We start from the raw sequence: 26,039 nt of genomic DNA, 5'->3' as shown, positions 1-26,039 counted from the left end.
CTGCCCAGCCCGGGCCGGATTTGCGAGTTTTCCCCAGATCGGGCCGGATGAACCATTTGTGGACTTTGACCTAGTTACAGATTCCATAGGGTTCTTCGCAACTGTGGAAACTGTGGAGAAGCGACGTATTCGCAGGTCAGAGCGCGAATCACCCTGTGTGTTGGGTGTGGACGAAATCGGGCTTGCCTGGGGACGGCTGAGGACGACGCCGGCTGTCCCCACAGCGAATCCACAACGAAGGCGTGGATGTCCACCGGGATACCCACAGTTTTCCACAGGAGTATCCCCAACCTGTGTGGTTCCGGTGACCGCTTCGTAGCACTCGGCTTCCGAGCTCGGCGAGACGGTCACCGGGGTCATTGCTGCTTGGCCTGATGCTTGATCCTGTTGGTCAGTTCGGTCACCTGGTTGAAGACGCTGCGCCGCTCGGACATCAGCTGGCGGATCTTCCGCTCGGCGTGCATCACCGTCGTGTGGTCGCGGCCGCCGAACTGCTGGCCGATCTTCGGCAGGGACAGATCAGTCAGCTCCCGGCACAGGTACATCGCGATCTGCCGGGCCGTCACCAGCACCCGGCTCCGGCTCGAACCACAGAGGTCATCGATCGACAGGCCGAAGTACGAGGCGGTCTGGCCCATGATCATGCTGGCCGTCACCTCTGGCTTGCTGCCTTCAGGAATCAGGTCCTTCAGCACGATCTCGGCCAGGCTCAGATCGACCGGCTGCCGGTTCAGGCTGGCGAACGCGGTGACCCGGATCAGGGCGCCCTCGAGCTCGCGGATGTTGGTCTGCACCTTCGACGCGATGAACTCCAGCACCTCCGGCGGCGCGGTCAGCCGCTCGGTGGCCGCCTTCTTCCGCAGGATCGCGATCCGGGTCTCCAGGTCGGGCGGCTGGATGTCGGTGATCAGCCCCCACTCGAACCGGTTGCGCAGCCGATCCTCCAGTGCCTCCAGGCGTTTCGGCGCCCGGTCGGAGCTGATCACGATCTGCTTGTTCGCGTTGTGCAGCGTGTTGAAGGTGTGGAAGAACTCCTCCTGGGTCTGGATCTTGCCCTCGAGGAACTGGATGTCGTCGATCAGCAGCACATCGACGTCGCGGTATCGGCGCTGGAACTGGGATGCCTTGTCATCGCGGATCGCGTTGATGAAGTCGTTGGTGAACTCTTCGCTCGAGACGTACCGGACCCGGGCCCCGGTGTAGAGGCTGCGGACGTAGTGCCCGATCGCGTGCAGCAGATGGGTCTTGCCGAGACCGGAGTCGCCGTAGATCAGCTGCGGGTTGTAGGCCTTGCCCGGTGCCTCGGCGACGGCGACAGCCGCGGCGTGCGCGAACCGGTTGGAGCTGCCGATGACGAAGGTCTCGAAGGTGTACTTCGGGTTCAGCCGGGCCTCGCCCTGGGCCTGAGTGGCCTGCTGGATCGGGGCCGAACCGTTCGGCGGCGGCGCGACCGAGCCGAGCGGCTGCCCGTGCTGCTGGTTCAGTGGCTGGTTCATGGGCTGGTTCGGCTGCTGGTTGATCGGCTGGCCGATGGGCTGGTCCATCCGGTGAACGGGCAGGTCGGGCGCCGCGGTCAGCGAGGACTGGAGCGTTGGCTGGAATGACCCCTCAGCCTGCAGTGGCTGACCTTGGGCGGGCTGGTGTGGATTGCTTGCTTCGCCCGGCCGGCCGGAGTGATCCGGCTGCTGGTACCGATTCGGCTGCAGATGCTGCGAGGGCTGCATGTGCTGTGTCGGCTGATGGTGCTGAGCCGGCTGGTGCTGCTGGGTCGGCTGCTGCAACGTCCCACCCTGATACCGCGACTCCTGTACCGCGGGTTGCGCGGGCTGGGTTTGTTCGCGGAGCTCGGGATCGAGGGACGGGTCGACGGTCACCGCGATCCGGATGTCGCGGCCGAAGCTCTCGCTGAGAATCCGCTCCAGATCGGGCCGGAGCCGGGTCTCGAGCTGGCCCCGGGTGAAGTCGTCGGGAACGGCCACGATCGCGGTGCTCTCGTGCAGCGTCACCGGCCGCGAGTTCGTCAGCCAGGCGCGCTGATTCGGCGGCAACCCGGCGAGCACCCGCGCCCACGCATCACCCAGATCATTCACCTGAGCCCTGACCTCACGCCCGCCGTCACCGGCATTCCCGCCGGCCGCAGGCCCGCCCGCGAAACCACCGCCGGGTGCTCCGCCGTCGGCTACACCGCGGCTGCTCGGTCCGACCGGTCCTGTGCCGCTGGTCTGGACCGCGCTGTTCGGTCCGTTGCTGTCGCCGATGCTCGGGCCGCCCAGAAGGCCGCCCGCATCCCCGAGTCGCCCACCGTTTGCTTCGCCAAGTTGGCTGTCGGCGGCTTCACCGGGCCAGCCGTTGGTCGCTTCGTTCTGCGTTTCGCCGAAGATGCCGACCGGTGGTGTGTCCCCGCCCGTGGCCTCGGTATCGATGTCCGCTCTGAAGTCCGCATTACCGGACTGATCCTCGACCACGCGTTGCTCCCCGAATCCTTCGCTGCGGTGGCCGGTGCCGGCCGGGTTCCCCCAGTTCAGCGCGACCTCTCGTCCCGGCCCCCGGCCGTTGCCCGTCCGGCCGCTCGGCCGAACATCGCAATCGCCGGTCTCCTCAGCCGGTTCTCCTCATTGTCCACATCGTTGTCCACAGTTGTGAACGACGCGTGGAGCAGGTTGGTTACCGGTTGCGGGGGGTGGAACCTGTGGTGTGAGGGGCTGACGCTAACAAGTCCGGGCAGGGCGCTTCAAGCCGTCATCCACAGGCTATGGATGCCAAATTGGGGGCAACCTCCGGCGTGTCGGGTAGACGCCGGAGCGTAGTCGTGGTTGGGCAGTCGCCGTTGGTAGCGGTTGTCGGCTGTGCGTGATCAGAACCGGACGATCCGTGCGGCGCGTGGATTTTCCACAGACCTGTGGAAAACTATGGGGACGGTCGGTTTGACCTGTCCACAGGCGGCCACGTACCGTGGATCGGTCGGCGTTGAGCCGGCCGTTTCGTGCTGCGCTCCAGGCGAGACCTTGTTTGCCGGCGGTTTGGCCGGCCTGGTTTCTCGGGCGGCGTGCAGGACCTGCAGCAGCGGCAGATCTACCAGTGGATTTGTCGACATCTCTGATCTCGAGTAACCGGAGTCATTCCAGTGAGCAAGCGGACGTTCCAGCCGAACAACCGTCGCCGGCACAAGAAGCACGGCTTCCGTCTTCGGATGCGCACCCGTGCGGGCCGCGCGATCATCGCCTCCCGTCGCAGCAAGGGCCGTCAGCGCCTCGCGGCCTGAGCTGTCTGCCGAATGTTCCGGTGACCACCTCGTGCTGCCCGCGTCGCATCGGCTCCGCCGGTCCGACGACTACCGCCGCGCCGTCCGTTCCGGTCGGCGGGCGGCCCGGCGCGCCGTGGTGGTCCATCTGCTGTCCCAGGCCGGCCTTGATCAGGCCGAGCCTGCCCGTGTCGGATTCGTGGTGAACAAGGCGGTGGGCAACGCGGTTCTTCGGAACCGGGTCCACCGCCGCCTGCGTGCCGTCCTGGCCGCACGGCTCCCCGATCTGCCGGCCGGCAGCCTGACCGTGGTTCGTGCCCTGCCCGCGGCCGCCTCGGCGTCGTACGACGAGCTGGTCTCGGACGTCGACGCCGCCCTGCGCCGGGTGCTGGAACCACGATGAAGATCGCACCCGTCAAGTACGGGATCATCGGTTTTCTGAAGCTGTACCGGAAGTTCGTCAGCCCGATGTACGGGCAGGTCTGCCGGTTCTACCCCAGTTGTTCGGCGTACGCCCTGGAAGCGGTCGAGCGGCACGGCGCGGTGCGCGGTAGCTGGCTGGCGGCGAGGAGACTCGCCCGCTGCCACCCGTGGAACCCCGGCGGCTACGACCCCGTTCCACCCACAGATGTCGACCAGCGCGGAGAGTCCGTCTCCGCCAACCAGCCCGGATCGTCCGCCGACGCCGGGCCTGTGCAGCGAGGTGCTTGAGTGACTCTTCTGGCCATCCCTGAGCTCGCGTTGTGGGACGGGATCGTAGACGTTTTCAACGCGATCATGACACCGCTTTACCACGGTGTCTCGGCGCTGCTGGTGGGGTGGCACTGGCTGTTGTCGCAGGTGCTGGACCCGAACGGCGGCTGGGCCTGGGCGCTGTCCATCGCCGGCCTGACCATCGTGATCCGGACGCTGCTGATCCCGCTGTTCGTACGGCAGATCCGGTCCAGCCGGAACATGCAGCTGCTGCAGCCGAAGATGAAGGAGCTGCAAAAGAAGTACGGCCATGACCGGGAGAAGCTCGGTCAGGAAATGATGAAGCTGTACAAGGAGACGGGCACCAACCCGTTCTCCTCGTGCCTGCCGCTGCTGCTCCAGTCGCCGATCTTCCTGGCCCTCTTCCGGGTGCTCGACGGCGCCTCGAAGGGCGAGAGCCACAGTGGCATCATCGCGCCGCACGTCGAGTCGCTGCGGCACGCGAAGATCTTCGGCGCGGAGATCTCCCAGACCTTCCTGCGGGCCAGCGGCGACGGCTCGACCAACGTCAAGATCGTCGCCGTCGTGCTGATCATCCTGATGACCAGCACGATGTTCATCACCCAGCTTCAGCTGATGCGCAAGAACATGCCGAAGGAGGCCCTCGAGGGCCAGGCGGCGCAGATGCAGAAGATCATGCTGTACGTCTTCCCGATCTTCTTCCTGATCGGTGGCTTCAACTTCCCGATCGGTGTGCTGATCTACTGGTTCGTCTCGAACGTGTGGACGATGGGCCAGCAGTTCTACGTGATCCGGCGCAACCCGGCCCCCGGCACCCCGGCGTACGACGCGATGGAAGCGCGGAAGCGCGAGCACAACCGGAAGGCCGGCCGGCCGGAGGAGTCGGGCCTGGCCACCGCCACCGAGGACGACGAGGCCGGGTCGGACCGCCGCCCGGCGAACCGTCAGCAGCCGAAACGTCAGTCCCGCAGCGACCGGAGGTCGGGCGGTGCCGGCGGTGCAAGCCAGAACGCACCAAAGGCCGAGTCCGGTCAGAACAGCCAGGACGCGCAGCCCGAGAAGGCGGCCGCCAACGGTCAACCGCCGGCCGCCAAGAAGGCTCCCGCGGCCAAGAAGACCGCGAACACCGCCAAGCGCCAGCCCGCCGCCAAGTCGCGGGCGCAGCGGAAGGCCGCGCAGCAGAAGTCGGGTGGGTCGGCCGGTCGCAAGACCGACAGCTGATCCCGCTGCACCGGTATCCCTGTTTCCTCTGCTTTGTTAGACCTGGGTCCCCGTGGGGCGGATCTCGAACTGTGAAGGAGTGGCCGTGAGCGACGGCATGCAGAACGGCGAGTCGAGTGAGACGTCAGCTGAGACGTCGATCGGGAACTCCGCGACTGGTGGAGCGGACGACCGCCTGAAGGCGCTGGAGAACGAGAGCGACATCGCGGCGGACTACCTCGAGGAGTTGCTCGACATCGCCGACCTGGACGGCGACATCGACATGGACATCGACGGCGACCGGGCCGCCGTGTCGATCGTCGGCGCCGACCTGAGCAACCTGGTCGGTGAGAACGGCAAGGTGCTCGAGGCGCTGCAGGAACTCACCCGGCTGGCCGTGTACCGGGAGACCGGTGAGCGGTCCCGGCTGATGCTGGACGTGTCGAACTTCCGGGCGAACCGCAAGGCCGAGCTGGAGCAGGTCGGCCTGAAGGCGATCGAGGAGGCGAAGGCGACCGGCGAGCCGGTCCGGCTGGACCCGATGACGCCGTTCGAGCGGAAGGTCGTGCACGACGTCGTCGCCGCGGCCGGCCTGACGAGTGAGTCGGAGGGCGAGGAACCGCGCCGCCGGGTCGTCGTCCAGCCCGCCTGATCATCGTGTTCTGCTCGTGACAGATGACGTTTCACGTGAAACCCCGCCGCTCGTGGAGGAGCTCTACCCCCGGGCGGTGGGTCAGCTCGTGGCGTACGCGGAGCTGCTGTCGACCGAAGGAACCCTGCGTGGGCTGATCGGCCCGCGTGAAGTGCCGCGACTCTGGGATCGGCACCTGCTGAACTGCGCCGTGCTGGAGCGCCTGATCCCCGAAGAGTCCACGGTGGCCGACATCGGCACCGGCGCGGGACTGCCCGGGATCGTGCTCGCACTGGTCCGCCCCGACCTCCAGGTGTCGCTCGTCGAGCCGTTGCTCCGGCGCACCACGTTCCTGCAGGAGGCCGTCGACAAGCTCGGCATCCCGAATGCGGAAGTGGTCCGGGCCCGGGCCGAGGAGTTGCCGCCGGCGTCGTACGACGTGGTCACCTCGCGAGCGGTGGCGCCATTGGGCAAGTTGGCCGGGTGGTGCCTGCCGCTCTGTGCCGAAGGTGGCCTGATGCTCGCGATGAAGGGCGCGTCCGCGGAGGACGAACTGGACAGCGCCGAAGGTGAATTGGAGGCCCTCGGGGCGGAAGTTTGGCATGTTCACCAACTAGGGGATGGCGAACTGGCCCAGCCGACAACTGTCGTGAGTATTGTGGCCGGACGTGCTGCGCGGGGATCCCAGCACAGAAGACGCGGGAGGTGATCGGGTTCGTGAGTCGTGCCCTCGGATGGCCGGAGAAAAGCACCGGTGAACCCGGGGCGAACCAAGGCATCGGCTGGCCCACCGGCGGTCAGAACTCGATCACTTTGGTCGCGCCCGAGTCGGACGCTCCCTCCTCAACTGCCTCCCAAGTTCCCACCGCAGATACCACTTCAACCACCACTTCAGCCGCCAAGCCGTCCTCGGCTACTTCGCCGTTCGTAGCCCCTGCATCATCGCCGGTATCGGCGCCTCTACCTTCACCGGAGGCGCCCGCGATCAACGGCAGCGACGTGAACTTCGACTCCTCGGGTCTTCGAGCGGCCGCGGTCGGCCTCACTTCAGGGGCCGCAAGTGGTGCTCAGACGTCGACGGTTTCACGTGAAACGGGCCCCTTGCTGGATACTGAGCCCGACACTGAAGAGCAGTACCCCGAGTCCCCACCTCCTGTGGATGACCACCCCCGCGAGACGCCTCCGCAGGCTGGAATTCATCCACAGACCCCTGTGGATGAACCTGGGGGCGGATTCGCACCAGCTCTCCCTCCAGCTGTCCCCCCAGCTCTTGCTCCAGCCGCTCGAACTCCTGCTTCAAGCCCCGCCCCAACCCCAGCTCCGACCCCGACCGACATCCTCTTCGGGCCAAGTCCCGCACCTCTTGGAATGGGCGCCATGACTGCCGCACAGATTGCCGCGCGGGCCACTTCGGACGAGCTTCAACGACGACTTCTGGAAACTCCGATCGCCGCCGCCACCGAACGGACCCTGCTGGTGAATGAAGGACGCACGATGGGCCGCGAGTTCCCGCTGCCCGCTGAGACCCGGGTCTTCGTTGTCGCCAACCAGAAGGGCGGCGTCGGCAAGACCACCACCACCGTCAACGTCGCCGCCGGCCTCGCCCTGTACGGCGCCCGGATCCTGGTGATCGACCTCGACCCCCAGGGCAACGCCTCGACCGCTCTCGGCATCGAGCACTCGGAGGGCACCCCGGGTGTCTACGAGGCGGTCATCGAGGGCGAGTCGCTGAGCAAGCTGCTGCAGCCCTGCGAGGAGCACCCCGGCATCGTGGTGGTGCCGGCGACGATCGACCTGGCCGGCGCCGAGATCGAACTGGTCAGCATCGTGGCCCGGGAGAGCCGGCTGAAGCGCGTCCTGGACGCGCACCTGGCCGAGACCGAGGCCGCGGGCGAGAAGTACGACTACGTGTTCATCGACTGCCCGCCGTCGCTGGGCCTGCTCACCGTGAACGCCCTGACGGCGGCGCGGGAGGTCCTGGTCCCGATCCAGAGCGAGTACTACGCCCTGGAGGGCCTGTCGCAACTACTCCGCCACATCGACATGGTGAAGGCGCACCTGAACCCTGGGCTCGACGTCTCGACGATCCTGCTCACCATGTACGACGCCCGCACCAAGCTGGCCGGAGAGGTGGCTGCCGAAGTCCGCGGCCACTTCCAGGATGCCGTACTGCGGACGGCGGTACCGCGATCGGTCCGCATCTCCGAGGCCCCGAGCCATGGGCAGACGGTGCTCGCCTACGACCCGGCGTCCGCGGGCGCACTGTCGTACCTGGAGGCATCCCGAGAGATCGCCATGAGGAACAACAGCTGACAAGACAACACCTGACAAGCAACGCCTGACAAGGAACGCGAAAGGCCCGGACCCACACGGTCCGGGCCTTTCGTTTTGTCTCGGACCAGGGGCGATGTTCCACGTGAAACGAGCTGCGCCCGAGAGTAGGGGCGGCTGGTGTTGGGGGCGATGTTTCACGTGGAACGGAGTGAACAGGTGCTGTTCGGGGTGGAGTGGCGATCGGAGTGTGGAAGTTGTGGGGGGCGAGGGTGTTGGTCGGGCAGTTACCGGCTACCGTTGCGCAGGCTGGTTGTTGTGGGGAGGCGCAGCAGTCTCACCTCGACAGGTTGGATGGACAGCCGCAACGGCAGGGGCTGAAACGGCAAGAGCTGAACTCGAGGGAGCGGTATGAACACCAGGCTTGGACGTGGACTCGGCGCACTGATTCCGAGTACTCCCGCTCCCGGTACCAGCCCGACACTTGGCAGCAAGTCGAACTCGATCCCGGGAGCTCCGCCGATCAGGGTGGAGCCCGAGTTGGCGGCTGTCCCCGGAGCCCGGTTCGCGGAGATCGAGATCGACAAGATCACCCCGAACCCGAAGCAGCCGCGCACCGTCTTCGACGAAGAGGCGATGGACGAGCTGGTCCACTCGGTGAAGGAGATCGGCCTGCTGCAGCCGATCGTCGTTCGCCGGCTGGAGCAGGACAAGTACGAGCTCGTGATGGGGGAGCGTCGCTGGCGCGCGACCCAGCAGGCGGGGCTGACCACGATCCCGGCCATTGTCCGGGAGACCTCTGACGACGTCATGCTGCGCGACGCGCTGCTGGAGAACTTGCACCGGAGCCAGCTGAACCCACTGGAGGAGGCCGCGGCGTACCAGCAGATGCTCGACGACTTCGGGTGTACGCAGGAAGTGCTGGCGACACGGATCGGACGCTCCCGTCCGCAGATCTCCAACACGCTTCGACTGCTGAAGCTGCCGGCGTCGGTGCAGCGACGCGTGGCTGCCGGCGTACTGTCCGCGGGACACGCTCGCGCTCTCCTCGGGCTTCCTAGCGGAGACGCGATCGAGCGGTTGGCTCAGCGGATCGTCGCCGAGGGCCTGTCGGTCCGCACGGTCGAGGAGATCGTCGCGTTGGGCGACATGACGGACGATGCGCCCGCTCCGGCTCGTCGACGCAACAAGCCGGTCGCACCGCGGCTGGTCGACCTGGCCGACCGGCTCTCCGATCGCTTCGAGACCCGGGTGAAGGTCGACCTCGGCAAGTCCAAGGGCAAGATCACTGTCGAGTTCGCCTCCCTCGACGACCTCGAACGCATCGTCACTCTGATGGACCCCAACAAGTCGAATTCCTGACTTCCCATCGCCGGCCTGGGCGGGGCCTTTGACTGGACGGCCGCGCGACGATGAGGGTATGACGAACAAGGCCGGCGAGGTCGAGCTGAGCATGCAGGACCTCCGGGTGGTCGCTCGCTATGCCGCGGAGTGCGCCCAGGAGGCACTGCCGATCTTCGAGACAAGTCACCCGGACGACCGACGGCCTCGGGCAGCTGTCGAATCGGCGTGGACTTTCGTTGACGGTGCCAAGCGCACGAACTTGCAGCGAATCAGCGCGTTGGCCGCACACAAGGCTGCGCGGGAGGCGACAACCGAAGCCGCTCAGAACGCGGCACGCGCCGCGGGCCACGCCGCGGCCGCGGCCTACCTGCACCCGCTCGCAAAGTCGACCCAGGTCGGCCACATCCTGGGCGCCGCAGCATGCTCAGCACACGCGGCGGAGCTGGCCGCCGACGGGGATCCAAGTGTTGGAGCGGCGCGAATTCAGCAGGCTCGCGAGCGAGCAACGCCTGCGCTTGTTGCGGTGCTCAAGCGCTACCCCGCCGCCCCGAGTGGAAACCGGGTGGCCGAACTCATGAGCGAGCTGGACGCCTCACTGCGATCGCTCTACTGAATCCAGCGGGCTTTGCAGGTCGCTCAGGATCGCGCTCACAGAGGAATTTCAGGGCCAACACTGTCCACGCGTGGCCGCGATCGAGATTTGTCGACAAAGACACTTGGGGACTTGCAGTCGATGTTTCACGTGGAACATCGACGCGTGGGTCAGTGCCGGGTCAGCTCGTGGGTGGTCTTGCGCTCGGCGTAGAACGACAGGAAGGGGATCGTGCCGGCGAGGGCCATCAGGACGAGGCGAGGGAGGGACCACTTGACGCGGCGGAACAGGTCGAAGGTGCCGAGCAGGTACACCACGTAGAGGAACCCATGTAGCGGGCCGATGACGTTCATCGCGCCGGGGTCGTCGGCGAGGTACTTCAGCGGCATCGCCACGAACAGCAGGAGCAGGAGCATCACGCCGACGATGTACGCGATCACGCGATAGCGGGTGAGTGCGCCCCGGACGGCCGGAGTGAGCGGCGACTGTGAGGTGGCGGACGTTGCGGGGTCGGCTGGTGAAGTCACGCTGAAACGGTACCGCTTGGCTCCACCGGCTCCTGGGCCCGGTCTCCCTCGGTCGCGGGCTCGCCAGCGGGATCAGGTTCAGGCTGGGCGCCCAGTTCGGCTGCAAGCTCGGGGTCCGGGCGGTGGGCGTCCAGGACCACGCGGGCCCACATCCACAGGGTGAAGGCGGCGAAGAGCCACCACTGGAAGGCGTATGCGACGTTCCGGAGGCCCGCGTGGTCGGTGGGTGGACTCGGTGGTGAGACCAAGGCCGGAGCGTCCACAGCGCCCGTCGAAGGCGTGCCCGAGGTGGACTGGTCGACGGATGTGAGGACGACGAAGGCGTCGTAGATCCGGTAGTCGACCAGGTGGACGATCGTCGGGATCCGGAGCGACTGCAGAACTCGACCCTTCGCAGCGTCGCCCGAGGAATCCTGTGCCTCGGAAGCCGCGACCGCTCCGGTCAGGCTCACCCGACCGCTGGGTGCCTTCGCGGCCGGGTCGTCCACCGACGAGACCCATCCACGGACCACCATCACCGCACCCGCCGACCTGCCCGCACCAGCCGAATCACCCGAGCCTGAACCGCCCGTGCCGCCCATGAAGTCCGGGTCACCTGAGCCCGAGGTGGACGACTGGTCGAGCAGTAGGGGAGTGATGACCCAGAAGCCGTCCTGGTTGTTGTGCGCCCGGTCGGAGATGAAGAGCTGATCGGCCGCCGGTGCCCAACTGCCGGTGACAGTGACACGACGAGCGACCGCAGCAGCCGGCAGTCCGGAGTCGATCGAGAACAAGGACTCCAGGGCCACCGGCGAGATGGCGGCCCGTCCTGCCGTAGCGGCGGCGGTCTTCGAGCGATACACGTCCAGCTGCCACACACCGAGCACCGACATGACGGAGGCAATCGCCAGCGCGAACACCAGCAGGCCGGTCCAGCGTGGCGTCAGGATCGTTCGCCACAAGGGTCGCGCGACCAGCTGGGTCTCCACGGGTTCGGCGGCCGGCGCGACAGGCATCAGGACCTCAACGAGCAGCGGCCGCGGCCAGCAGATCGCGACACAGCACGCCCAGCTCCACGCCGGCGGCCTCCGCGGCCAACGGCACCAACGACGTCTCGGTCATCCCGGGCGCCACGTTCACCTCGAGGAACCACGGCACGCCATCAGGGTCGACCACCAGATCCGACCGCGACAGGTCCCGAAGCCCAAGCGCCCGATGCGCCGTGACAGCCGCCTCCGCACATGCCTGCGCCACAGCTGCGTCCAGCCGAGCCGGTACGACGAACTGGGTGGCGCCCGCCGTGTATCGAGCCTCGTAGTCGTAGAACCCCGAGTCCGGCAGGATCTCCACGGCCGGCAACGCACGTGGTCCGTCACCCGTGTCGACCACGGTCACGGCGACCTCGGTCCCGTCGATGAACCGCTCGATCAGTGCAACCGGCCCATACGCGTAGCAGTTCACCATCGCGGACGGCAGTTCGTCCGCCGAGCGCACGATCGACGCTCCCAGCGCCGAACCACCCCGAGCCGGCTTGACCACCAGCGGCAGCCCGATCTGACCGATCACGGCCTCCATCAGCGCGGCCGCCCCGAGTTCGCGGAACGTGTCGTGCCCGAGCACCACCGACTCCGGCGTACAGAGGCCGGCGGCGCCGACCATGGTGCTCGCTACCGGCTTGTCGAAGGCGGTCCGGCAGGCGGCCGCGTCGGCGCCGACGTAGGGCACGCGGTACAGATCGAGGACCTGGCGGAGAGCGCCGTCCTCGCCGGTCACGCCGTGCAGGACGGGGAACACCGCGTCCGGCGGATCGTCGCGCAGACGGTCCACCAAGCTCGCGTCGACGTCTCGCTGCTCGACCTCGACCCCGACGCTGCGTAAGGCGTCGGCAACCCGCCGGCCCGAGCGCAGCGAGACGTCGCGCTCATGCGACAGTCCGCCGGCCAGGACCAGCACTCGACCCAGATCACTCATAGAATCTTCCCGATCACTCGTGGGCGACTCCGGCAGGGCGCCGGTCCCGAGGCCCATTGGAACCGTACCGCCACCCTCCGGCGAACCCACTAGCCGCCCAAGAACCCCTGCGCAGATTTTGCGCGGGGCATCAGCTCAGCTCCGGTCCCGGAGCGTCGTAGTCGCGACCGGCGCCGGGTGGCAGCGGGCCGAACGTCTGCCGGAGCTCGAGCTCCTCGTTGATCACCGCGGCCAGCCGGGCGACACCTTCGGTGATCCGCTCCGGGGTCGGGTGACAGTAGGACAACCGCATGCACTGCGAGCCGAAACCGTCGGCGAAGAAGGCGGTTCCGGGCACATAGGCGACCCGCGCGGTGACCGCGCGCGGCAGCATCGCCTTCGCGTCCAGGCCCTCCGGCAAGGTCAGCCAGACGTAGAACCCGCCGGCCGGCTTCGTCCAGGTCGTTGCCGCGGGCATCTTCTCGGTCAGGGCCGCGAGCATCGCGTCGCGCCGCTCCCGGTACATCTCCCGGAACTGCTTCACCTGGCCGAGCCAGTCGTGCCGGCTCAGGTACGCAGAGATCGTCTGCTGGCTGAAGACGGGCGGACACAACGTCGCGGACTCCTGGGCCAGCACGAGCTTCTCCCGGACGGCGTGCGGCGCGACCGCCCAGCCGACCCGGAATCCCGGCGCGAAGGTCTTGGAGAACGAGCCGAGGTAGATCACGCCCTCCTTGTCGTCCGCGCGCAACGCCCGGTACGGATCCCCGTCGAACCCGAGCAGCCCGTACGGGTTGTCCTCCAGGATCAGCAGATCGGCGGCGCGGCAGATGTCCAGCACCCGCCGGCGGCGCTCGACCGACAGCGAGACCCCGGCCGGGTTGTGGAAGTTCGGGATCGTGTAGAAGAACTTGATCTTCTTGCCGGCCGCCCGGACCGCGGCGATCGCCTGCTCCAGCGCCTCCGGCTGCACCCCGTCGTTGTCCATCGCGACGTGAACGACCTCACACTGGTACGCGCGGAACACGCCCAGCGCACCGACGTACGACGGGGCCTCGCAGATCACCACATCGCCCGGGTCGCAGAACACCCGGGTGACCAGGTCGACGGCCTGCTGGCTGCCGACGGTGACGACCACGTCGTCGGGATGCGCGTCGATACCCTCCAGCCGCATCACGTCGCAGATCTGGTCGCGCAGGACCGGATCGCCCTGACCCGAGCCGTACTGCATCGCGGTGGCGCCGTTCTCCATCACCAGGTCGCGGACCGCGCTGCCGACCACATCCAGCGGCAGGCCGCCGATATTCGGCATCCCACCGGCGAGTGAGACCACCTCGGGCCGGCTGGCGACCGAGAAGAGCGCCCGGATCTCGGACGCCGTCATGCCCTTGGTCCGTGCTGCGTACCGATCGACGTAATTGTCGAGACGGGTCTGCCGGACGTCGGGCAGGTCAGCACTCACGGGACGGCTCCAGGGTGATCGAGGGGAAGTCACCAGGTTACGCCGAACCGCCTGAGCGCGCCCGGGCTGCCGATCGGCGTGACCTCTCACTACCATGCCTTATAGGGGCAGGTTCGACCATGCCGCGGACTGGCAGCTGAGACGGCTGCCGGCCAGCGAACGACGCGGTGCGGCCTGGCGTACCGCGGAAGGCAGGATCGGGATGAGCGTGGGCAAGGCGTTCGGCTGGATGCTCGGCGGACTACTCCTGGGCGTGCTCGCAGGGTTCGCCGGGGAGCTCTTCAGACGACAACCGGCGGCCAAGGTGCAGCAACGGTATGTCGCTCCCGAGGCGGCTCGGACCGCCGACGCGAGGAAACCGGCACCAGCACCGGCGCCGGCTGCCCGATGAGCGACGCGGCTGACAGGGAAGCCTGATGGCCAGACGGCTGGAACCGCTGACGCTCGCCAATCTTGGTGACCTGCCGGTGCCCTGCCGTTCCTGTGTCTTCTGGGAGCTCGAACCCGTCGCCGCCAACCACGCCGCCCGTTCGGGTGACACTGCTCTGGAGAAGGAGGCCTGGCTCTCCCAGGTGCTGCTCGACTGGGGGAGTGTGGGCGTCGTCCTGTACGTCGACGACGAGCCCGCGGGGTACGCGATCTACGCGCCGGCCTCGTACCTTCCCCGCGTCCAGGCGTTCCCGACCGCACCCGTGAGCCCGGACGCTGTGGTGCTCGCGACCGGCCGGATCCTGCCACGGTATCTCGGGATGGGGCTGGGCAAGATCCTCATCCAGGCGGTCGCGAAGGACGTGCTCAAACGCGGATTCCGGGCGGTCGAGGCGTTCGGCGACTCCCGCTGGGACGGTCCGAGTTGCGTGTTCCCGACCGACTTCCTGCAGGCGGTCGGCTTCGGCGTCGTACGGGAGCATCCGCGGAATCCCCGGTTGCGGCTGGATCTGCGGTCCACGATCACCTGGCGCAGCGAGATGGAGGCTGCCGTCGAGCGCGTCTGGGGTGCGATCCGGCCTGAGCATTCGCCGCCGGCACCGGCCGCGGTTCGGGACGCTGTGACCCGCGAAGCGACACACTGACAGGCGGAGCGCCGTTGCCGGGATCGGATCAGCCCGGCTGGAGAGAGGAGGCGAGGCCGGATGGGGTACCGCTTTCTCGGTGACGTGATGATGGTGTTGCACGGCGCGTTCCTGCTCTTCTTCGTGATCGGCGGCTTCCTGGCCTGGAAGTGGCCGAAGCTGATCTGGGTGCACCTGGGCATCGTGGTCTGGAACCTGACCATCGTGATCCTCGACTTCGACTGCCCGTTCACAGGGACGGAGAAGTACTTCCGCCGCGAGGGTGGCGAGGCCGTCTACGAGGGCGGCTACATCAACCACTACCTGGACGGCACGATCTGGCCCGAAGGCGAGACGCCGACCGCCGAGAAGGTCGGCTTCGCGCTGGTGATCATCGGCTACATCGGGTACTTCGTCGCCCGCCGGCGCCGGCGGCAACGGGTCGGCACACCGGCCTGAACCACCTCGGGCTGAACCAGGGACCAGTCAGGTGAGACCCGGACGTCATTGGCACCGTCCTTTGCCCATACTGGTAGCCGTGTCCAGCGCGATCAGCACGTCCGACCCGGTCGAGAGCTACCTGGGCGGGCTCAACCGCGCGCTCGTCGGGCCGCGCCGGCGCAAGGCGGATCTGCTCGCCGAGGCGCGGGACGGCCTGGTCGACGCCACTGAGGCGTTCGAGTCCGACGGGCTGAGCGTCGACGAGGCCAAGCTGCGTGCGGTCGAGGATTTCGGCGACCTGGCCGAGGTGGTGCCCGGGTACCGGGCCGAACTGGGGATCGCCCAGGGACGTCGTACCGCCGTCCTGCTCTTCCTGGTGCTGATTGCTCAACCGATCGTTTGGCTGCAGGGGGTCTGGGCCTGGACCCAGCAGCCGGAGGCGGCGAACACGTTTGTCGCGTTCCTCAACCAGGCGGTCGAGGTGGTCGGTACGTTGTCGATCGCCGGGGCGGTGCTGGCAGTCGTCGCCACGGGAATCGGGCTGCGGTATCCGCTCGTCCGCGACCGGGCCACGCGCGCCACGGCCATCTTCGCCTTGGTGAGTTGTGCTGCGGTCGGAGTGATCGCATTGGGCATGGGGCTGTTCAGCAATGAGTTGCACGGCAACGTTCTCGCCGGCCTGTCGGTCGTGGGCGGCTTCGTGCTACTGCCGCTGGCCTTCGTCATGCACTCGGCCCACCGCTGCCTTCGCTTGGCCTGACCAGCTCGTCCGGGCTTGATCAGTTCGTTCGGGGGCGGAGGACGCCCTCGATGACGGTGCGGAAGACCTCCCACTCACCGCGGCCGGCCGCGAGTGTCTTCTGCCCGGCCGACGTCAGCTGATACGTCCGGCGTTTCCGCCCGCCGACCGTGCTCCACTCACTGGCGAGATAACCGGCCCGCTCGAGCCGCCGCAACGCGGGGTACAGCGTGCCGGTCGGCAGGTCCAGCTCGCCTCCGCTGCGCTCCTGCAGCGCCTCCATGATCGCGTAGCCGTGCAGGGGTTCGTGCTCGACCACGGCCAGGATCATCGGGTCGAGGTGTCCCCGCAGGGCGTCCGCCTTCATGTAGCCAGTCTACTCATATGCGTGTTACCGTCGAGAGGCAACATGTAGAAACGCTACATGTAGACGATCGACGCAGGAGTTGAGATGACCGTCGAAACCCCCGTGCGGCCGCCCACGACCGCGAAACCAGGCCTGTTGCACCGCGTCTCCGGCTGGGCGATGCGGCACGCGGGCCTGTCCGTACTGCTCTGGGTGCTGGTGCTCGTCGGCGTGACGGTGGCGTCGCAACTGGTGGGCAACGCGTACAAGAACGACACCTCCCTGCCGGGCACCGAGTCCCAGCGGGTGATCGACACCTTCCGCGAGCACCAGCCGCAGGGCTCCACCGAGTCGATCCAGATCGTCCTGCACGACGACGCCGGTCTCGCGCAGGCGGCGACGAAGAGCCGGATCACCACGATGCTCGCCGAGGTCCGCGACCAGCCGCACGTCGCCGACGTCACGGATCCCTTCACCAGTGGGGGATCCGTGTCGGCCGACGGCAAGACGGCGTACTCGACAGTGGCCCTGGATGTCGTGGCGGCCGACATGCCGGCCGAAGACGTCCGCACGATCGTCGAGAAGGCGCAGACGATCGACGCTGACGGACTACAGGTGGAACTCGGCGGCGACCTCGTCCGGTCCGCGGTCGAGAGTGGAGGTGGTGCGTCCGAAGGCGCCGGGATCCTGGCCGCCCTGGTGATCCTGGTCTTCCTCTTCGGATCATTGCTAGCGGCAACTCTCCCGTTGCTGACCGCGCTGTTCGCGGTCGGCAGCACGCTCGGCCTGCTGGTCCTCGCCTCGCACCTCTTCACGGTTCCCGACTACACCGCCCCGGTGATGATGCTGGTCGGTCTCGGCGTCGGTATCGACTATGCGTTGCTGATCTTCTCCCGCTACCGCAGCGAACTACTCAAGGGAGCCGAGCGCCCACGGGCCGCGGAGATCGCGCTCGACACGGCCGGCCGGTCCGTCATGTTCGCCGGTTGCACGGTGGTCATCGCGCTGCTCGGCCTGCTGGCGTTGGGACTTGGTGCCCTGCAAGGCGTCGCTCTCGGTGTCACCCTGACCGTGCTCATGACGATGCTGGCAACGGTGAGCCTGCTGCCCGCGCTGCTGACCTTGTTCGGCAAGCGGATCGAGCGCAGCGTCCGCAAGCACGCCGCCAAGGCCCGCCGGAACCCTGGCGACGGCTGGCGCAAGCTGGCATCCCTGGTACAGAAGGGCCCGTGGGTTCCGTTGATCCTCGGCCCGGTCGCCCTGGTGGCGTTGTGCCTGCCGGCGCTCGACATGCGGCTTGGCTTCGCCGATGCCGGTACCGACGATCCGGCCAAGACGACCCGCAAGGCGTACGACCTGCTGGCCGAAGGCTTCGGGCCCGGTTTCAACGGCCCGCTGATCGTCGTGTCCGAAGGTAACCAGGCCGCGGCCGACGCGCTGAACCGCAAGCTGGCAGCGGATCCGGGCATCGCCGCCGTCACTCCGCCGCAACTGATGCCCGATGGCAAGGTCGCCACGGTGATCGCGTTCCCGAAGTCGGCGCCGCAGGACGAGGCGACCAGCGACCTGGTCCGCCGGCTGCGCGACACGACGCTGCCCGCTCTCGAGCAGGAGACCAAGGCGACGTACCTGGTCGGCGGTTCGACCGCTGCGGCCGATGACTTCGCGGATGCGGTGAGCAACCGGCTGCCGATCTTCGTGCTCGTCGTGGTCGGTCTGTCCGCCCTGTTGTTGCTGGCCGTCTTCCGATCCGTACTGATCCCGCTGAAGGCCGCGATCCTCAACCTGCTCAGCATCGGCGCGTCCCTCGGGGTGATCACGCTGGTCTTCCAGCAGGGCTGGTTCGGGGCGCAGCCGGGACCGATCGAAGCGTTCGTCCCGGTGATGATCTTCGCGATCGTGTTCGGGCTCTCGATGGACTACGAGGTGTTCCTGATCTCCCGCATCCACGAGGAATGGCGGCGGACCGGTGATGCGAAGGAAGCCGTCCGGGAAGGGCTGGCGAACACCGGCAGCGTGATCACCGCCGCGGCCGCGATCATGATCGTCGTCTTCGGTGCCTTCCTGCTCAGCCCGGACCGGATGCTGAACCAGTTCGGTCTCGGTCTGGCCACCGCGGTCCTGATCGACGCCCTGCTGATCCGCTGCGTGATCGTCCCGGCCGTACTACGCCTGCTCGGCAACCACGCCTGGTGGCTACCGAGCAGGCTGGAGCGAGTGCTCCCGAAGATCGCGCTCGAGCGGGATCACTCGTAGCGGGAGCTCCAGACGCGGGCCTTGTAGATCTGGGCTCCGGACAAGGTCCGGAGCCCAGCCGGTCCGGCGAACTCCACCGTGTCCGTGCACCACCCCGACCGGCAGCCCTGCTTCGGCCTGGTGCGGATCAGCCGGCCGTTGGCCATGCTGCTCACGCTCTTGACGGACCGGAGGTCTTTGCTGGCGAGGACCGCGCCACGGGACTTGCTCACCCGGTAGATGGTCTCCGCGGTGGAGACCCAGAAGACGTCGTGGTTCTCCAGCGCGGGAGCCACGTCGTGCCCACCGCCGTTCGGCAGGGTGATCACCCTCGACTTCTCGAGCTTCGGGGCGGCCGCCGTCCCGGTGATCTTCAAAGCCACCAACTGGTCGTTGCCGAGGGCCCAGAGCACCTTGCGGGCCGGGTCCCAGCTGACGCCGTGAGCGAAGTTCAGCGGGAAGTTCACGTATTTCGCCGAAGCAGAGCCCTGGGACGCCGTGTACACCCGGATGAAGCCGCCGCTGCCGCTCGCCGCCACCGCCACGTTTCCGTTCGGCAGCAGCTCGACGCTGTGCGGGCTCGCGGACGATCCGCCGACGTTGACCGCCCACAACCGCTTGCCGGCCGGGTAGCTGATCAAGGCTGCCAGGCCGCGGGTGTCGGACACCACCGCGACGTACTTGCCGGCCCGTTTCCGCAGCTTCACGTCTGACGGGAGTCCCCAGGCGCTCGCCAATCCGGCGAACCCGTTCCCGCTGGTCGGGGCCCACGCCCACTTCTGCGCGGCCGCGGTGTTCCAGTTCGCGACCGCCGGGTCCATCACCCGGATCCGGGCCGCCTGGGTGTTCTCGTACTGCTGGTCGGTCAGGCCGATCAGTCGCCCGTCCTGCGCCTCGACGCCGGTTGCCATATTGGAAGGCAGAGCATTCGGCGGCGCTTGCGCGGTCGCAGGTGCAACGCCGGGTCCGGCCGCGAGAGCGAGCAGGCCGACGCTGCCGATCAGAGCTTTGAACAACGCTTTCCACCACCTAGGTTGATCGACAAGTCACCTAAGGTAGCTGTCTGATCACTGACAGTTGGTGAAGGGCGCGCGGAGGATCTCGATCAGAAAAGTGATCAAACCGCCGAGAATCCTGGACAAGCGGCCGGCCGCGGACCCCGGAGTACGGGGAGAGGTCAAACGGTCAGCTGGCCGAGCCGGAGCATGCCGGTCGCGGCGTCCTGCTCCGGCGGGAGGTAGACGCGCTGGATCGCGACCACGATCGCCTCGGCGACCACGTCGCGGAAGGCGGGATCGGCCAGCCGGGCCGCGTCGTGCGGGTTGGTGACGTAGCCGATCTCCAGCCGGACCGCGGGCATCTTGGTCCGGCGGAGCAGGTCCCAGGTCTTGGCGTGGGTCCGGCAGTTCAGCAGGTCGGTCCGGGCCACGATCTCGCGCTGTACCAGGCCGGCGAACTGCTCGCCCACGCTGGACGAGGCGCCGTGCAGATCGTTGCCGTAGAAGTAGGTCGCGACACCCTGCGCTTCGGGGTTCATCGACCCGTCGGTGTGCAGGGACACGCAGAGGTTGGCGTCCGTGTCGTTCGCGAACGCGGCCCGCGCCAGCTCGTCCGGCCCCTGATCCCGCCCACGGGACAGATAAGCCCGTACGCCGGTGGCGCCGAGGCGACCCTCGATCCGCGCGGCCAGGTCGTACGCCACGTCGGACTCGCGCAGGCCGAATCCCTCCCAGCCGTAGTCGAATCCGCCATGCCCGGGATCGATCACGACAGTCTTCCCGGACAACCGCGGACCGGCGGCGCGCACCGCCTCGGAGGCGCGCAACGCGTCCGGGCGGCCGCCGGTCGCCATCGGACGGATCCGCTGCAGAGCCTTGAACGTGGACGGACCGCACGTCCCGTCCGCCGGCAGACCCATGTTGCGCTGGAATTCAGTCACGGCGCGTTGCGTGTCCGCCCCGAAGATCCCGTCCACCCGGGCGACGGCGAACCCGAGCTCCTGCAGCTTCGACTGCAGGTCGACCACGTCGTCACCGGTGAGCGGATGCGAGACGACGTACGTCAGCAGCCGGTCGCCCAGCCGCCAACGTGCGTCGTCGATCGCCCGATAGGTCTGCGGGCCGACGATCCCGTCGATCATCAGTCCGCGTTGCTGCTGGAATCCCCGGACGGCGTGGGCGGTGGCCTCGTCGTACACGTAGTGCTCACCGGGCGCCAGCAGGCCGAGCCGCTGCAGTTTGCCGATGATCTCGGCGACGGCTTCGCCGCTGTCCCCGATCCGGTAGATCCGGGCGCCGTGCGGGCCATCCAACAGTGGGCCGGTCATCAATGCTCCTTGCCATGCGGCGGACAAGCGCCCCAACTACCGGGACGCTCTCAAGCAGTGTGTCAGGCGGTGAACTCAGCAAGCTCCTTCAGCAGCGCTGCCTTCGGCTTCGCGCCGACGATGGACCTGGCCAGTTCACCGTTCACGTAGACATTGATGGTAGGGATACCGGTGACGCGGTAGTTGCTCGGGGTGACCGGGTTCTCGTCGACGTTCATCTTCAGGAAGGTGAGCTTGTCGCTGTGCTCACCGTTCAGCTCCTCCAGGATCGGCGAGACCTGGCGGCACGGGCCGCACCACTCCGCCCAGAAGTCGACCAGCACCGGCTTGTCGCTCTTCAGCACGGTCTGCTCGAACTCGGCATCGGTGACGGCCTTCATCTTCTCGCCCACGGCGAACTCCTTAACGGGTTGTTTCTCGAACTTCGAGTGTTCAGACAGAGACAGGTTCGGTCGCCAGGGCGGTGGCCTCGGCGTGTTCCAGGTGCGCCAGGAAGCGCTCGGCGTCCAGGGCGGCGGCGCAGCCCGTGCCGGCCGCGGTGATCGCCTGCCGGTAGGTGTGGTCCACCAGGTCGCCGGACGCGAACACGCCCGGCAGGTTGGTGGCGGTGCTGCCCTCCTCGACAAGGACATAGCCCTCGTCGTCCAGGTCCACCTGACCCTTGACCAGCTCCGAGCGCGGGTCGTGGCCGATCGCGATGAACAGGCCGCCGACGGGCAGCTCCCGGGTCTCGCCGGTGCTGGTGTCCCGCAGGGTCACGCCGGTCAGCTTGTCGTCGCCGTGGATCTCGGCGACCTCGGAGTTCCAGGCGAACTCGAGCTTGTCGTTCGCGAACGCCCGGTCGGCCATGATCTTCGAGGCACGCAGCTCGTCGCGCCGGTGGATCAGCGTCACCTTGCTGGCGAACCGGGTCAGGAAGATCGCCTCCTCGACCGCGGAGTCACCGCCGCCGACGACCGCGATCTCCTGTTCACGGAAGAAGAACCCGTCACAGGTCGCACACCAGGAAACACCGTGGCCGGACAGCCGGTCCTCGTCCGGCAGATCCAGCTTGCGGTAGCCCGAGCCCATCGCGAGTACGACGGCCTTGGCCCGATGCTGGGTACCGGCCGAGTCGGTGACCACCTTGATGTCACCGGTCAGGTCGACCTCGACGATGTCGTCGGCGACCAGTTCGGCGCCGAACCGCTCGGCCTGGGAACGCATCTCGTCCATCAGGGCCGGGCCCATGATGCCGTCCGAGAAACCGGGGAAGTTCTCCACCTCGGTGGTGTTCATCAGCGCGCCACCAGCGGTGACGGACCCCTCGAACACCAGTGGTTCCAGCCGAGCGCGGGCGGCGTAGACGGCAGCCGTGTAGCCCGCGGGGCCGGAGCCGATGATGATCACGTTGCGGACTGCTGCGTCGCTCATGCAGGCGTTCCTCGTTCTCGTCGAGACTGGACGTCGTACTCAACGGATCCTAGAGGCCGACCATTCCCACCGTACCCATGACGCACGCCACGCAGGCCACTGGCTCACCGAACGGAATCAGCGATTGCGCAGGGTGATGGTGGTGTCGTAGAACGGGCTCGCGACACCGCCGGACGAGCTACAGCCGGTGACCACGAAGATCTGGATGTCGCGGGGTGAACCACCCTGCAGACCGATGATGGTGGCCCGCCGGTCACCCACCTCGGCGGGCTGGACCAGCCGGACGACCGGGTTCGGCCGGCCGGAGGCGAAGTCCCGGGCACAGTCGATCTCGCTGCTGGCGCCGTGCAGCACCGGGTCGGTGGAGTTCTCCAGCCAGCGCTGCGCCTCCGGCCCGACCTGCTCCGGCGTGAGCGTCGGGACGGCCACCGGCTGGGTCGTCTTGGTCGCCGCGGCGCCGTCCTTGCTCTGGTCCGCGGTCGCCAGCACCACGCCGACCCCGACGGCCGCGACCACGATGACCGCGGCGGCTCCGAGCATCAGCTTCGGCAAGTGCCGGTGGGGCTCCTCGCGGAGCTGGGCCAACGAGTGCACCCCGACCGTGGAGGCGCGCAGGACGGACTCCGACACGATCACGGCGTCCAGATGCTCGGCCACGTCGGGCGGAATCGGGATGTCGCTGCGGCCCTCTTCGGCGAGGTCCTCGGACAGCTGCCACAGCGCGTCATATGTCTGCTGGCAGTCCGGGCAGGCCTTCACGTGTTCACGAGCCCGGTGGGCCTCGGTCGCGGGCAGCAGGTTCTCGATCAGATCGGCGATGGTGTCCGTGTCCAGGTGCTCGAGATGCTCACTGGTCGGCAGACCGGAATCGGTCATCGGGAACTCGCCCCCTCGCTGGAGGTGCGCAGATGGGTCATCGGAATGCTCCGGTAGGCAAGTGAAGGCAGGTCGCAGTTGAGCGACTTCGCTTCGACGGGCGTTCCGCTCATTCGGTTCCCACCGATTCCGCAGACGTCTTGGCGGCCGACTCCGGCCCGGCCGTGGTCTCCACTGTGGTCTCCGCCGTGGTTTCAGCCTCGGTCTCCGCCGCGGCCTGCTCCGGTACGTCGGACCGCCCGGCGTGGGTGGTCTGCCAGTGCTTCAGCAGCGGCAGCAGCCGGGCCCGGCCGCGAGCACAACGGCTCTTCACCGTGCCCGGGGCACAGCCGAGGATGGCGGCCGCCTCCTCGATCGAGTAGCCCTCCATGTCGACCAGGACGAGAGCGCTGCGCTGGTCGACGTTGATCTGCTTGAGCGCGTTCAGGACGTCGATCCGGCGTTCCCGGACCTCGGCCGGGTCGTCTTCGGCGGGACCGGCGAGCTCGGCCGCGCGGTCCTCGTCCTCCGGCAGCGGGTCGGCCGCGCGGACCTGGCGGCGGCGGATCCGGTCCAGGCAGGCGTTGACCACGATCCGGTGCAGCCAGGTGGTCACCTTGGCCTCACCGCGGAACGAGTCGGCCCGGCGGAACGCGGAGATGAACGCCTCCTGCAGCGCGTCCGCAGCCTCCTCGGGTTCGCCCAGGGTACGGATCGCGACCGCCCACATCCGATCCCGGTGCCGCTTGACCAGGAACCCGAACGAGTCCGGGTTGCCGGCCACGTGCAGCCGGAGCAGCTCGTGGTCGTCCATCGCCTCATAGCCGTGCGCCACCGGCTGCTCACCCGGGCTCGGCGGCGGGCCGATCCGGGTGATGCCCGACCGGGGCGGCGGGGTGGGGCTGGAATCAATACCGGAGGTCATCGCTGGACCGTGACCTCCGAGATCTCGCCCCGGAAGCCGCTGCCTTCCTTGGGCAGTTTGGTCAGCCAGACCAGGACGTACCGGCTCTGGACCGCCGCGGCCGGCCTCAGCTCGGCCGACTCACCGGCACCCTCGACCGCCGCCACCGACTTCCAGCCGCTCGCCGCGGTCGGGGAGGTGTTGCCATCGGCCTTGGGCACCATCAGCTGGAGATCGGTGTCGTCGCCGACCAGGGTCACCGTCACCTGGGAAACCGACGTCATCTGACCGAGGTCGTAGATGATGCCGACGCCGTCCTTGGTGCCGCCGAGGTCCGCCCGGCGCTTGTAGGACATGGTCGTCCAGGTGGTGCTCGGCTTGCCGTCGAACGTGTTCGGGACGTCCTCCGGGTGCTCCTCGCCGTTGCCGTCCGGCGGCGGGTCGAAGTCCTTGCCGGAGACGATCTTGACGTTCGCGCTGGTCGGGGTCTCCGGGGCCGTGGCCTGCGGCGTCTCGGTGGCGTTGTTGCCGGAGCCCTGGTCCTTGTTGATCGCACCCTTGACCAGGAACTGCGCCATCGCGATCACCGACAACAGGGCCAGGATCGCCAGCAGGATCAGGATCCGCCCGCCCCAGCTGCCGCGCGGTTTCGGCTCGTCGACCGGCGGACGGCGCCGGCCGTTCCCGTTCTGGTTCGGCTGCTGCCGGCGTACCGGCCGGGTCTCGGTCACCTGCCCGTACGCCGCGCGCGGGGTGTGACCGTTACTCGCCACCGCGACCGCCGGTGGGGTCGGGTCGAGCGCGGGCGGAGTCTGTGGGACGACCTGGGTGGCGTCGTCGACGCTGCCGTTCTGCCGGGCGATCGCGACCGTCTCGTCCATCTGGCTCGGCGGCTCGTGCGAGCTGCCGACCACGCCGGACAAGGCAGCGGACAGACCAGCGGCGCTCGTGATCGGGGCTGTGTGGTGCCGCGGCGGATCGCCGAGCAGCCGGTCGGCGATGTCGTCCAGCGAACGCGGCACTCCGGCGCGCACCTGCCGCGGGCTCAGCAGCCGGCCGTGCTCGACCGGCGCGGGCTGGAGACCCCACGCTGGCGCGGGGCTGGGCCAGCGACCGGTGAGGGAGCTGTACAGGAGCTCGCCGAGCGCGCGGACGTCCTGCTCCGGCGTACCCGGACCAGTGGATCGCAGCGCCGCTTCGGTGGCGAGTCCGACGACCTTGATAGCGCCGGCATCGGTGACCACGACCGTGGCCGGGCTGATCGAGCCGTGGGCGTGCCCGGTGCGGTGCAGGTTCTCCAGCGCTTCGGATACCTCGCGGGCCAGCCAGCCGGCTTGCTGACCGGTGAGTGGGCCCGCGCTCAGCATGCGTTCCAGCGGACGGCCGCCGGCCCACTCGCGGACGCAGTACGTGACGCCCTCGAAGAGGTCGCAGTCGAGGACGCGGAGGAATCGGGGGTCGGCAGCGGCGGCGGCCCGGCGGGCGGCGTCGAAGAGCATGTTCGTCCGCGGGTCGCCAACCGGTAGGACGTCCACGACGACCGCTCTGCTGAGCACCTCATCCACTGCCCGCCAGACCCGCGCACCGTCGATCTCCGCGAGCAACTCGGCGATCCGGTAGCGGCCGGCAAGCAGGGCACCCGGACTCACGGTCTGGTTCGACACGGTGTCTTTCGCCCTCCTCGATGCACTGGTCGGCCTGCGTCTGGCGCTCCGGATCCAGTCGGCGGGGACCCGGCTGCGATCGGGTGGCGGCCCGATCGCAGCCCCCATGCTAGTGCCCAGGGGCGGCGAGGCGAGGTGCACGAGTGCACAAGC

At 68.1% G+C, this 26,039-nt stretch carries 26 protein-coding genes and 1 pseudogene; 14 read left to right on the top strand and 13 right to left on the bottom strand.

All coding sequences use genetic code 11. The features are described from left to right. Window positions 1–356: 356 nt before the first annotated feature. Window positions 357–2,465: a chromosomal replication initiator protein DnaA gene (gene dnaA / locus EV643_RS03345; protein WP_370452201.1), complete on the bottom strand. Its 2,109-nt coding sequence runs from the start codon at window positions 2,463–2,465 to the stop codon at window positions 357–359. Between the two features lie 659 nt (window positions 2,466–3,124). Between dnaA and rpmH the strand changes: the two genes are divergently transcribed. From rpmH to EV643_RS03300, 9 genes and pseudogenes are all read left to right on the top strand, one after another. Continuing rightward, window positions 3,125–3,262, top strand: a complete 138-nt coding sequence (gene rpmH / locus EV643_RS03340) for a 50S ribosomal protein L34 (protein ID WP_133798416.1) — start codon at window positions 3,125–3,127, stop codon at window positions 3,260–3,262. 31 nt (window positions 3,263–3,293) lie between these two features. After that, on the top strand, window positions 3,294–3,644 hold the full coding sequence (rnpA, locus tag EV643_RS03335; RefSeq protein ID WP_133798415.1) for a ribonuclease P protein component: 351 nt from the start codon (window positions 3,294–3,296) through the stop codon (window positions 3,642–3,644). Next, complete coding sequence (gene yidD / locus EV643_RS03330) at window positions 3,641–3,952, top strand: membrane protein insertion efficiency factor YidD (protein WP_133798414.1); 312 nt, start codon at window positions 3,641–3,643, stop codon at window positions 3,950–3,952. The genes rnpA and yidD overlap by 4 nt, the downstream gene beginning before the upstream one ends. A 66-nt stretch (window positions 3,953–4,018) precedes the next feature. Then, a pseudogene (gene yidC / locus EV643_RS03325) lies at window positions 4,019–4,936 on the top strand (membrane protein insertase YidC); the annotation flags it as partial. A 325-nt stretch (window positions 4,937–5,261) separates the two neighbouring features. Continuing rightward, complete coding sequence (locus tag EV643_RS03320) at window positions 5,262–5,807, top strand: Jag family protein (protein WP_238165324.1); 546 nt, start codon at window positions 5,262–5,264, stop codon at window positions 5,805–5,807. Between the two features lie 76 nt (window positions 5,808–5,883). After that, a complete protein-coding gene (rsmG, locus tag EV643_RS03315) occupies window positions 5,884–6,495 on the top strand; it encodes a 16S rRNA (guanine(527)-N(7))-methyltransferase RsmG (protein WP_238165323.1) in 612 nt (203 codons plus the stop codon). A gap of 668 nt (window positions 6,496–7,163) precedes the next feature. Continuing rightward, window positions 7,164–8,099: a ParA family protein gene (locus EV643_RS03310; RefSeq protein WP_166665293.1), complete on the top strand. Its 936-nt coding sequence runs from the start codon at window positions 7,164–7,166 to the stop codon at window positions 8,097–8,099. A 369-nt stretch (window positions 8,100–8,468) separates the two neighbouring features. After that, complete coding sequence (locus EV643_RS03305) at window positions 8,469–9,419, top strand: ParB/RepB/Spo0J family partition protein (protein ID WP_133798412.1); 951 nt, start codon at window positions 8,469–8,471, stop codon at window positions 9,417–9,419. 58 nt (window positions 9,420–9,477) lie between these two features. After that, window positions 9,478–10,014, top strand: a complete 537-nt coding sequence (locus tag EV643_RS03300; protein WP_133798411.1) for a putative immunity protein — start codon at window positions 9,478–9,480, stop codon at window positions 10,012–10,014. A 149-nt stretch (window positions 10,015–10,163) separates the two neighbouring features. Here the strand turns inward: EV643_RS03300 and EV643_RS03295 are convergent, their stop codons facing one another. The 4 genes from EV643_RS03295 to EV643_RS03280 all read right to left on the bottom strand — a co-directional run bounded on the left by EV643_RS03295 (window position 10,164) and on the right by EV643_RS03280 (window position 13,911). After that, window positions 10,164–10,520, bottom strand: a complete 357-nt coding sequence (locus tag EV643_RS03295; RefSeq protein ID WP_133798410.1) for a DUF3817 domain-containing protein — start codon at window positions 10,518–10,520, stop codon at window positions 10,164–10,166. Continuing rightward, entirely contained in the window at window positions 10,517–11,515 is a 999-nt protein-coding gene (locus tag EV643_RS03290) for an SURF1 family protein (protein WP_133798409.1), read from the bottom strand. The genes EV643_RS03295 and EV643_RS03290 overlap by 4 nt, the downstream gene beginning before the upstream one ends. A gap of 7 nt (window positions 11,516–11,522) precedes the next feature. Continuing rightward, window positions 11,523–12,470, bottom strand: coding sequence for a D-alanine--D-alanine ligase family protein (locus EV643_RS03285; protein ID WP_133798408.1), 948 nt, complete (start codon window positions 12,468–12,470; stop codon window positions 11,523–11,525). A 130-nt stretch (window positions 12,471–12,600) separates the two neighbouring features. After that, the gene (locus tag EV643_RS03280) at window positions 12,601–13,911 is read right to left on the bottom strand and encodes an aminotransferase-like domain-containing protein (protein WP_133798407.1); all 1,311 of its coding nucleotides are present in this window, start codon (window positions 13,909–13,911) and stop codon (window positions 12,601–12,603) included. A gap of 94 nt (window positions 13,912–14,005) precedes the next feature. Here EV643_RS03280 and EV643_RS45365 point away from each other — a divergent pair, with 94 nt between their 5' ends. From EV643_RS45365 to EV643_RS03260, 4 genes are all read left to right on the top strand, one after another. Next, on the top strand, window positions 14,006–14,302 hold the full coding sequence (locus EV643_RS45365) for a hypothetical protein (protein WP_238165322.1): 297 nt from the start codon (window positions 14,006–14,008) through the stop codon (window positions 14,300–14,302). Window positions 14,303–14,327: 25 nt separating this feature from the next. Then, window positions 14,328–14,984, top strand: coding sequence for a GNAT family N-acetyltransferase (locus EV643_RS03270; protein ID WP_133798406.1), 657 nt, complete (start codon window positions 14,328–14,330; stop codon window positions 14,982–14,984). Between the two features lie 60 nt (window positions 14,985–15,044). Next, window positions 15,045–15,422 carry a DUF2784 domain-containing protein gene (locus EV643_RS03265; RefSeq protein WP_133798405.1) on the top strand — a complete coding sequence of 126 codons (378 nt, stop codon included), beginning with the start codon at window positions 15,045–15,047 and terminating at the stop codon, window positions 15,420–15,422. A gap of 79 nt (window positions 15,423–15,501) precedes the next feature. Continuing rightward, window positions 15,502–16,164, top strand: coding sequence for a permease prefix domain 1-containing protein (locus EV643_RS03260; RefSeq protein WP_238165321.1), 663 nt, complete (start codon window positions 15,502–15,504; stop codon window positions 16,162–16,164). 19 nt (window positions 16,165–16,183) lie between these two features. Here EV643_RS03260 and EV643_RS03255 read toward each other — a convergent pair whose 3' ends face one another. Continuing rightward, window positions 16,184–16,510 carry a PadR family transcriptional regulator gene (locus EV643_RS03255; protein WP_133798403.1) on the bottom strand — a complete coding sequence of 109 codons (327 nt, stop codon included), beginning with the start codon at window positions 16,508–16,510 and terminating at the stop codon, window positions 16,184–16,186. 84 nt (window positions 16,511–16,594) lie between these two features. On the opposite strand from EV643_RS03255, the gene EV643_RS03250 reads away from it, so the two are divergent. After that, entirely contained in the window at window positions 16,595–18,745 is a 2,151-nt protein-coding gene (locus EV643_RS03250) for an MMPL family transporter (protein ID WP_133798402.1), read from the top strand. Here EV643_RS03250 and EV643_RS03245 read toward each other — a convergent pair. From EV643_RS03245 to EV643_RS03215, 7 genes are all read right to left on the bottom strand, one after another. Beyond that, window positions 18,736–19,740, bottom strand: coding sequence for a DUF6528 family protein (locus tag EV643_RS03245; RefSeq protein ID WP_133798401.1), 1,005 nt, complete (start codon window positions 19,738–19,740; stop codon window positions 18,736–18,738). The genes EV643_RS03250 and EV643_RS03245 overlap by 10 nt on opposite strands. 161 nt (window positions 19,741–19,901) lie before the next feature. Next, window positions 19,902–21,050 carry an N-acetylmuramoyl-L-alanine amidase gene (locus EV643_RS03240; RefSeq protein ID WP_133798400.1) on the bottom strand — a complete coding sequence of 383 codons (1,149 nt, stop codon included), beginning with the start codon at window positions 21,048–21,050 and terminating at the stop codon, window positions 19,902–19,904. A 62-nt stretch (window positions 21,051–21,112) separates the two neighbouring features. Beyond that, window positions 21,113–21,430, bottom strand: coding sequence for a thioredoxin (gene trxA, locus EV643_RS03235; protein ID WP_440589962.1), 318 nt, complete (start codon window positions 21,428–21,430; stop codon window positions 21,113–21,115). Window positions 21,431–21,482: 52 nt separating this feature from the next. Continuing rightward, window positions 21,483–22,463 carry a thioredoxin-disulfide reductase gene (trxB, locus tag EV643_RS03230; protein WP_133798398.1) on the bottom strand — a complete coding sequence of 327 codons (981 nt, stop codon included), beginning with the start codon at window positions 22,461–22,463 and terminating at the stop codon, window positions 21,483–21,485. A gap of 117 nt (window positions 22,464–22,580) precedes the next feature. Continuing rightward, a complete protein-coding gene (locus tag EV643_RS03225) occupies window positions 22,581–23,339 on the bottom strand; it encodes an anti-sigma factor family protein (RefSeq protein ID WP_133798397.1) in 759 nt (252 codons plus the stop codon). Window positions 23,340–23,448: 109 nt separating this feature from the next. Then, a complete protein-coding gene (sigM, locus tag EV643_RS03220) occupies window positions 23,449–24,243 on the bottom strand; it encodes an RNA polymerase sigma factor SigM (RefSeq protein ID WP_238165320.1) in 795 nt (264 codons plus the stop codon). Then, on the bottom strand, window positions 24,240–25,886 hold the full coding sequence (locus tag EV643_RS03215; RefSeq protein ID WP_133798396.1) for a protein kinase family protein: 1,647 nt from the start codon (window positions 25,884–25,886) through the stop codon (window positions 24,240–24,242). The genes sigM and EV643_RS03215 overlap by 4 nt, the downstream gene beginning before the upstream one ends. Window positions 25,887–26,039: the final 153 nt, after the last annotated feature.

Source organism: Kribbella caucasensis (assembly GCF_004361855.1).
Classification (GTDB): domain Bacteria; phylum Actinomycetota; class Actinomycetes; order Propionibacteriales; family Kribbellaceae; genus Kribbella; species Kribbella caucasensis.
The sequence above is the reverse complement of the archived record's forward strand: the minus strand, read 5'-3'. Positions and strand labels throughout refer to the sequence as shown.

What these genes read in the sequence shown, in the direction of transcription:
- yidD (WP_133798414.1), top strand. Translation starts at nt 3,641, where the DNA reads ATGAAGATCGCACCCGTCAAGTACGGGATCATCGGTTTTCTGAAGCTG.
- EV643_RS03310 (WP_166665293.1), top strand. Translation starts at nt 7,164, where the DNA reads ATGACTGCCGCACAGATTGCCGCGCGGGCCACTTCGGACGAGCTTCAA.
- EV643_RS03305 (WP_133798412.1), top strand. Translation starts at nt 8,469, where the DNA reads ATGAACACCAGGCTTGGACGTGGACTCGGCGCACTGATTCCGAGTACT.
- EV643_RS03300 (WP_133798411.1), top strand. Translation starts at nt 9,478, where the DNA reads ATGACGAACAAGGCCGGCGAGGTCGAGCTGAGCATGCAGGACCTCCGG.
- EV643_RS03290 (WP_133798409.1), bottom strand. Translation starts at nt 11,515, where the DNA reads ATGCCTGTCGCGCCGGCCGCCGAACCCGTGGAGACCCAGCTGGTCGCG.
- EV643_RS03285 (WP_133798408.1), bottom strand. Translation starts at nt 12,470, where the DNA reads ATGAGTGATCTGGGTCGAGTGCTGGTCCTGGCCGGCGGACTGTCGCAT.
- EV643_RS45365 (WP_238165322.1), top strand. Translation starts at nt 14,006, where the DNA reads ATGCCTTATAGGGGCAGGTTCGACCATGCCGCGGACTGGCAGCTGAGA.
- EV643_RS03270 (WP_133798406.1), top strand. Translation starts at nt 14,328, where the DNA reads ATGGCCAGACGGCTGGAACCGCTGACGCTCGCCAATCTTGGTGACCTG.
- EV643_RS03265 (WP_133798405.1), top strand. Translation starts at nt 15,045, where the DNA reads ATGGGGTACCGCTTTCTCGGTGACGTGATGATGGTGTTGCACGGCGCG.
- EV643_RS03255 (WP_133798403.1), bottom strand. Translation starts at nt 16,510, where the DNA reads ATGAAGGCGGACGCCCTGCGGGGACACCTCGACCCGATGATCCTGGCC.
- EV643_RS03250 (WP_133798402.1), top strand. Translation starts at nt 16,595, where the DNA reads ATGACCGTCGAAACCCCCGTGCGGCCGCCCACGACCGCGAAACCAGGC.
- EV643_RS03240 (WP_133798400.1), bottom strand. Translation starts at nt 21,050, where the DNA reads ATGACCGGCCCACTGTTGGATGGCCCGCACGGCGCCCGGATCTACCGG.
- trxA (WP_440589962.1), bottom strand. Translation starts at nt 21,430, where the DNA reads ATGAAGGCCGTCACCGATGCCGAGTTCGAGCAGACCGTGCTGAAGAGC.
- trxB (WP_133798398.1), bottom strand. Translation starts at nt 22,463, where the DNA reads ATGAGCGACGCAGCAGTCCGCAACGTGATCATCATCGGCTCCGGCCCC.
- EV643_RS03225 (WP_133798397.1), bottom strand. Translation starts at nt 23,339, where the DNA reads ATGACCGATTCCGGTCTGCCGACCAGTGAGCATCTCGAGCACCTGGAC.
- sigM (WP_238165320.1), bottom strand. Translation starts at nt 24,243, where the DNA reads ATGACCTCCGGTATTGATTCCAGCCCCACCCCGCCGCCCCGGTCGGGC.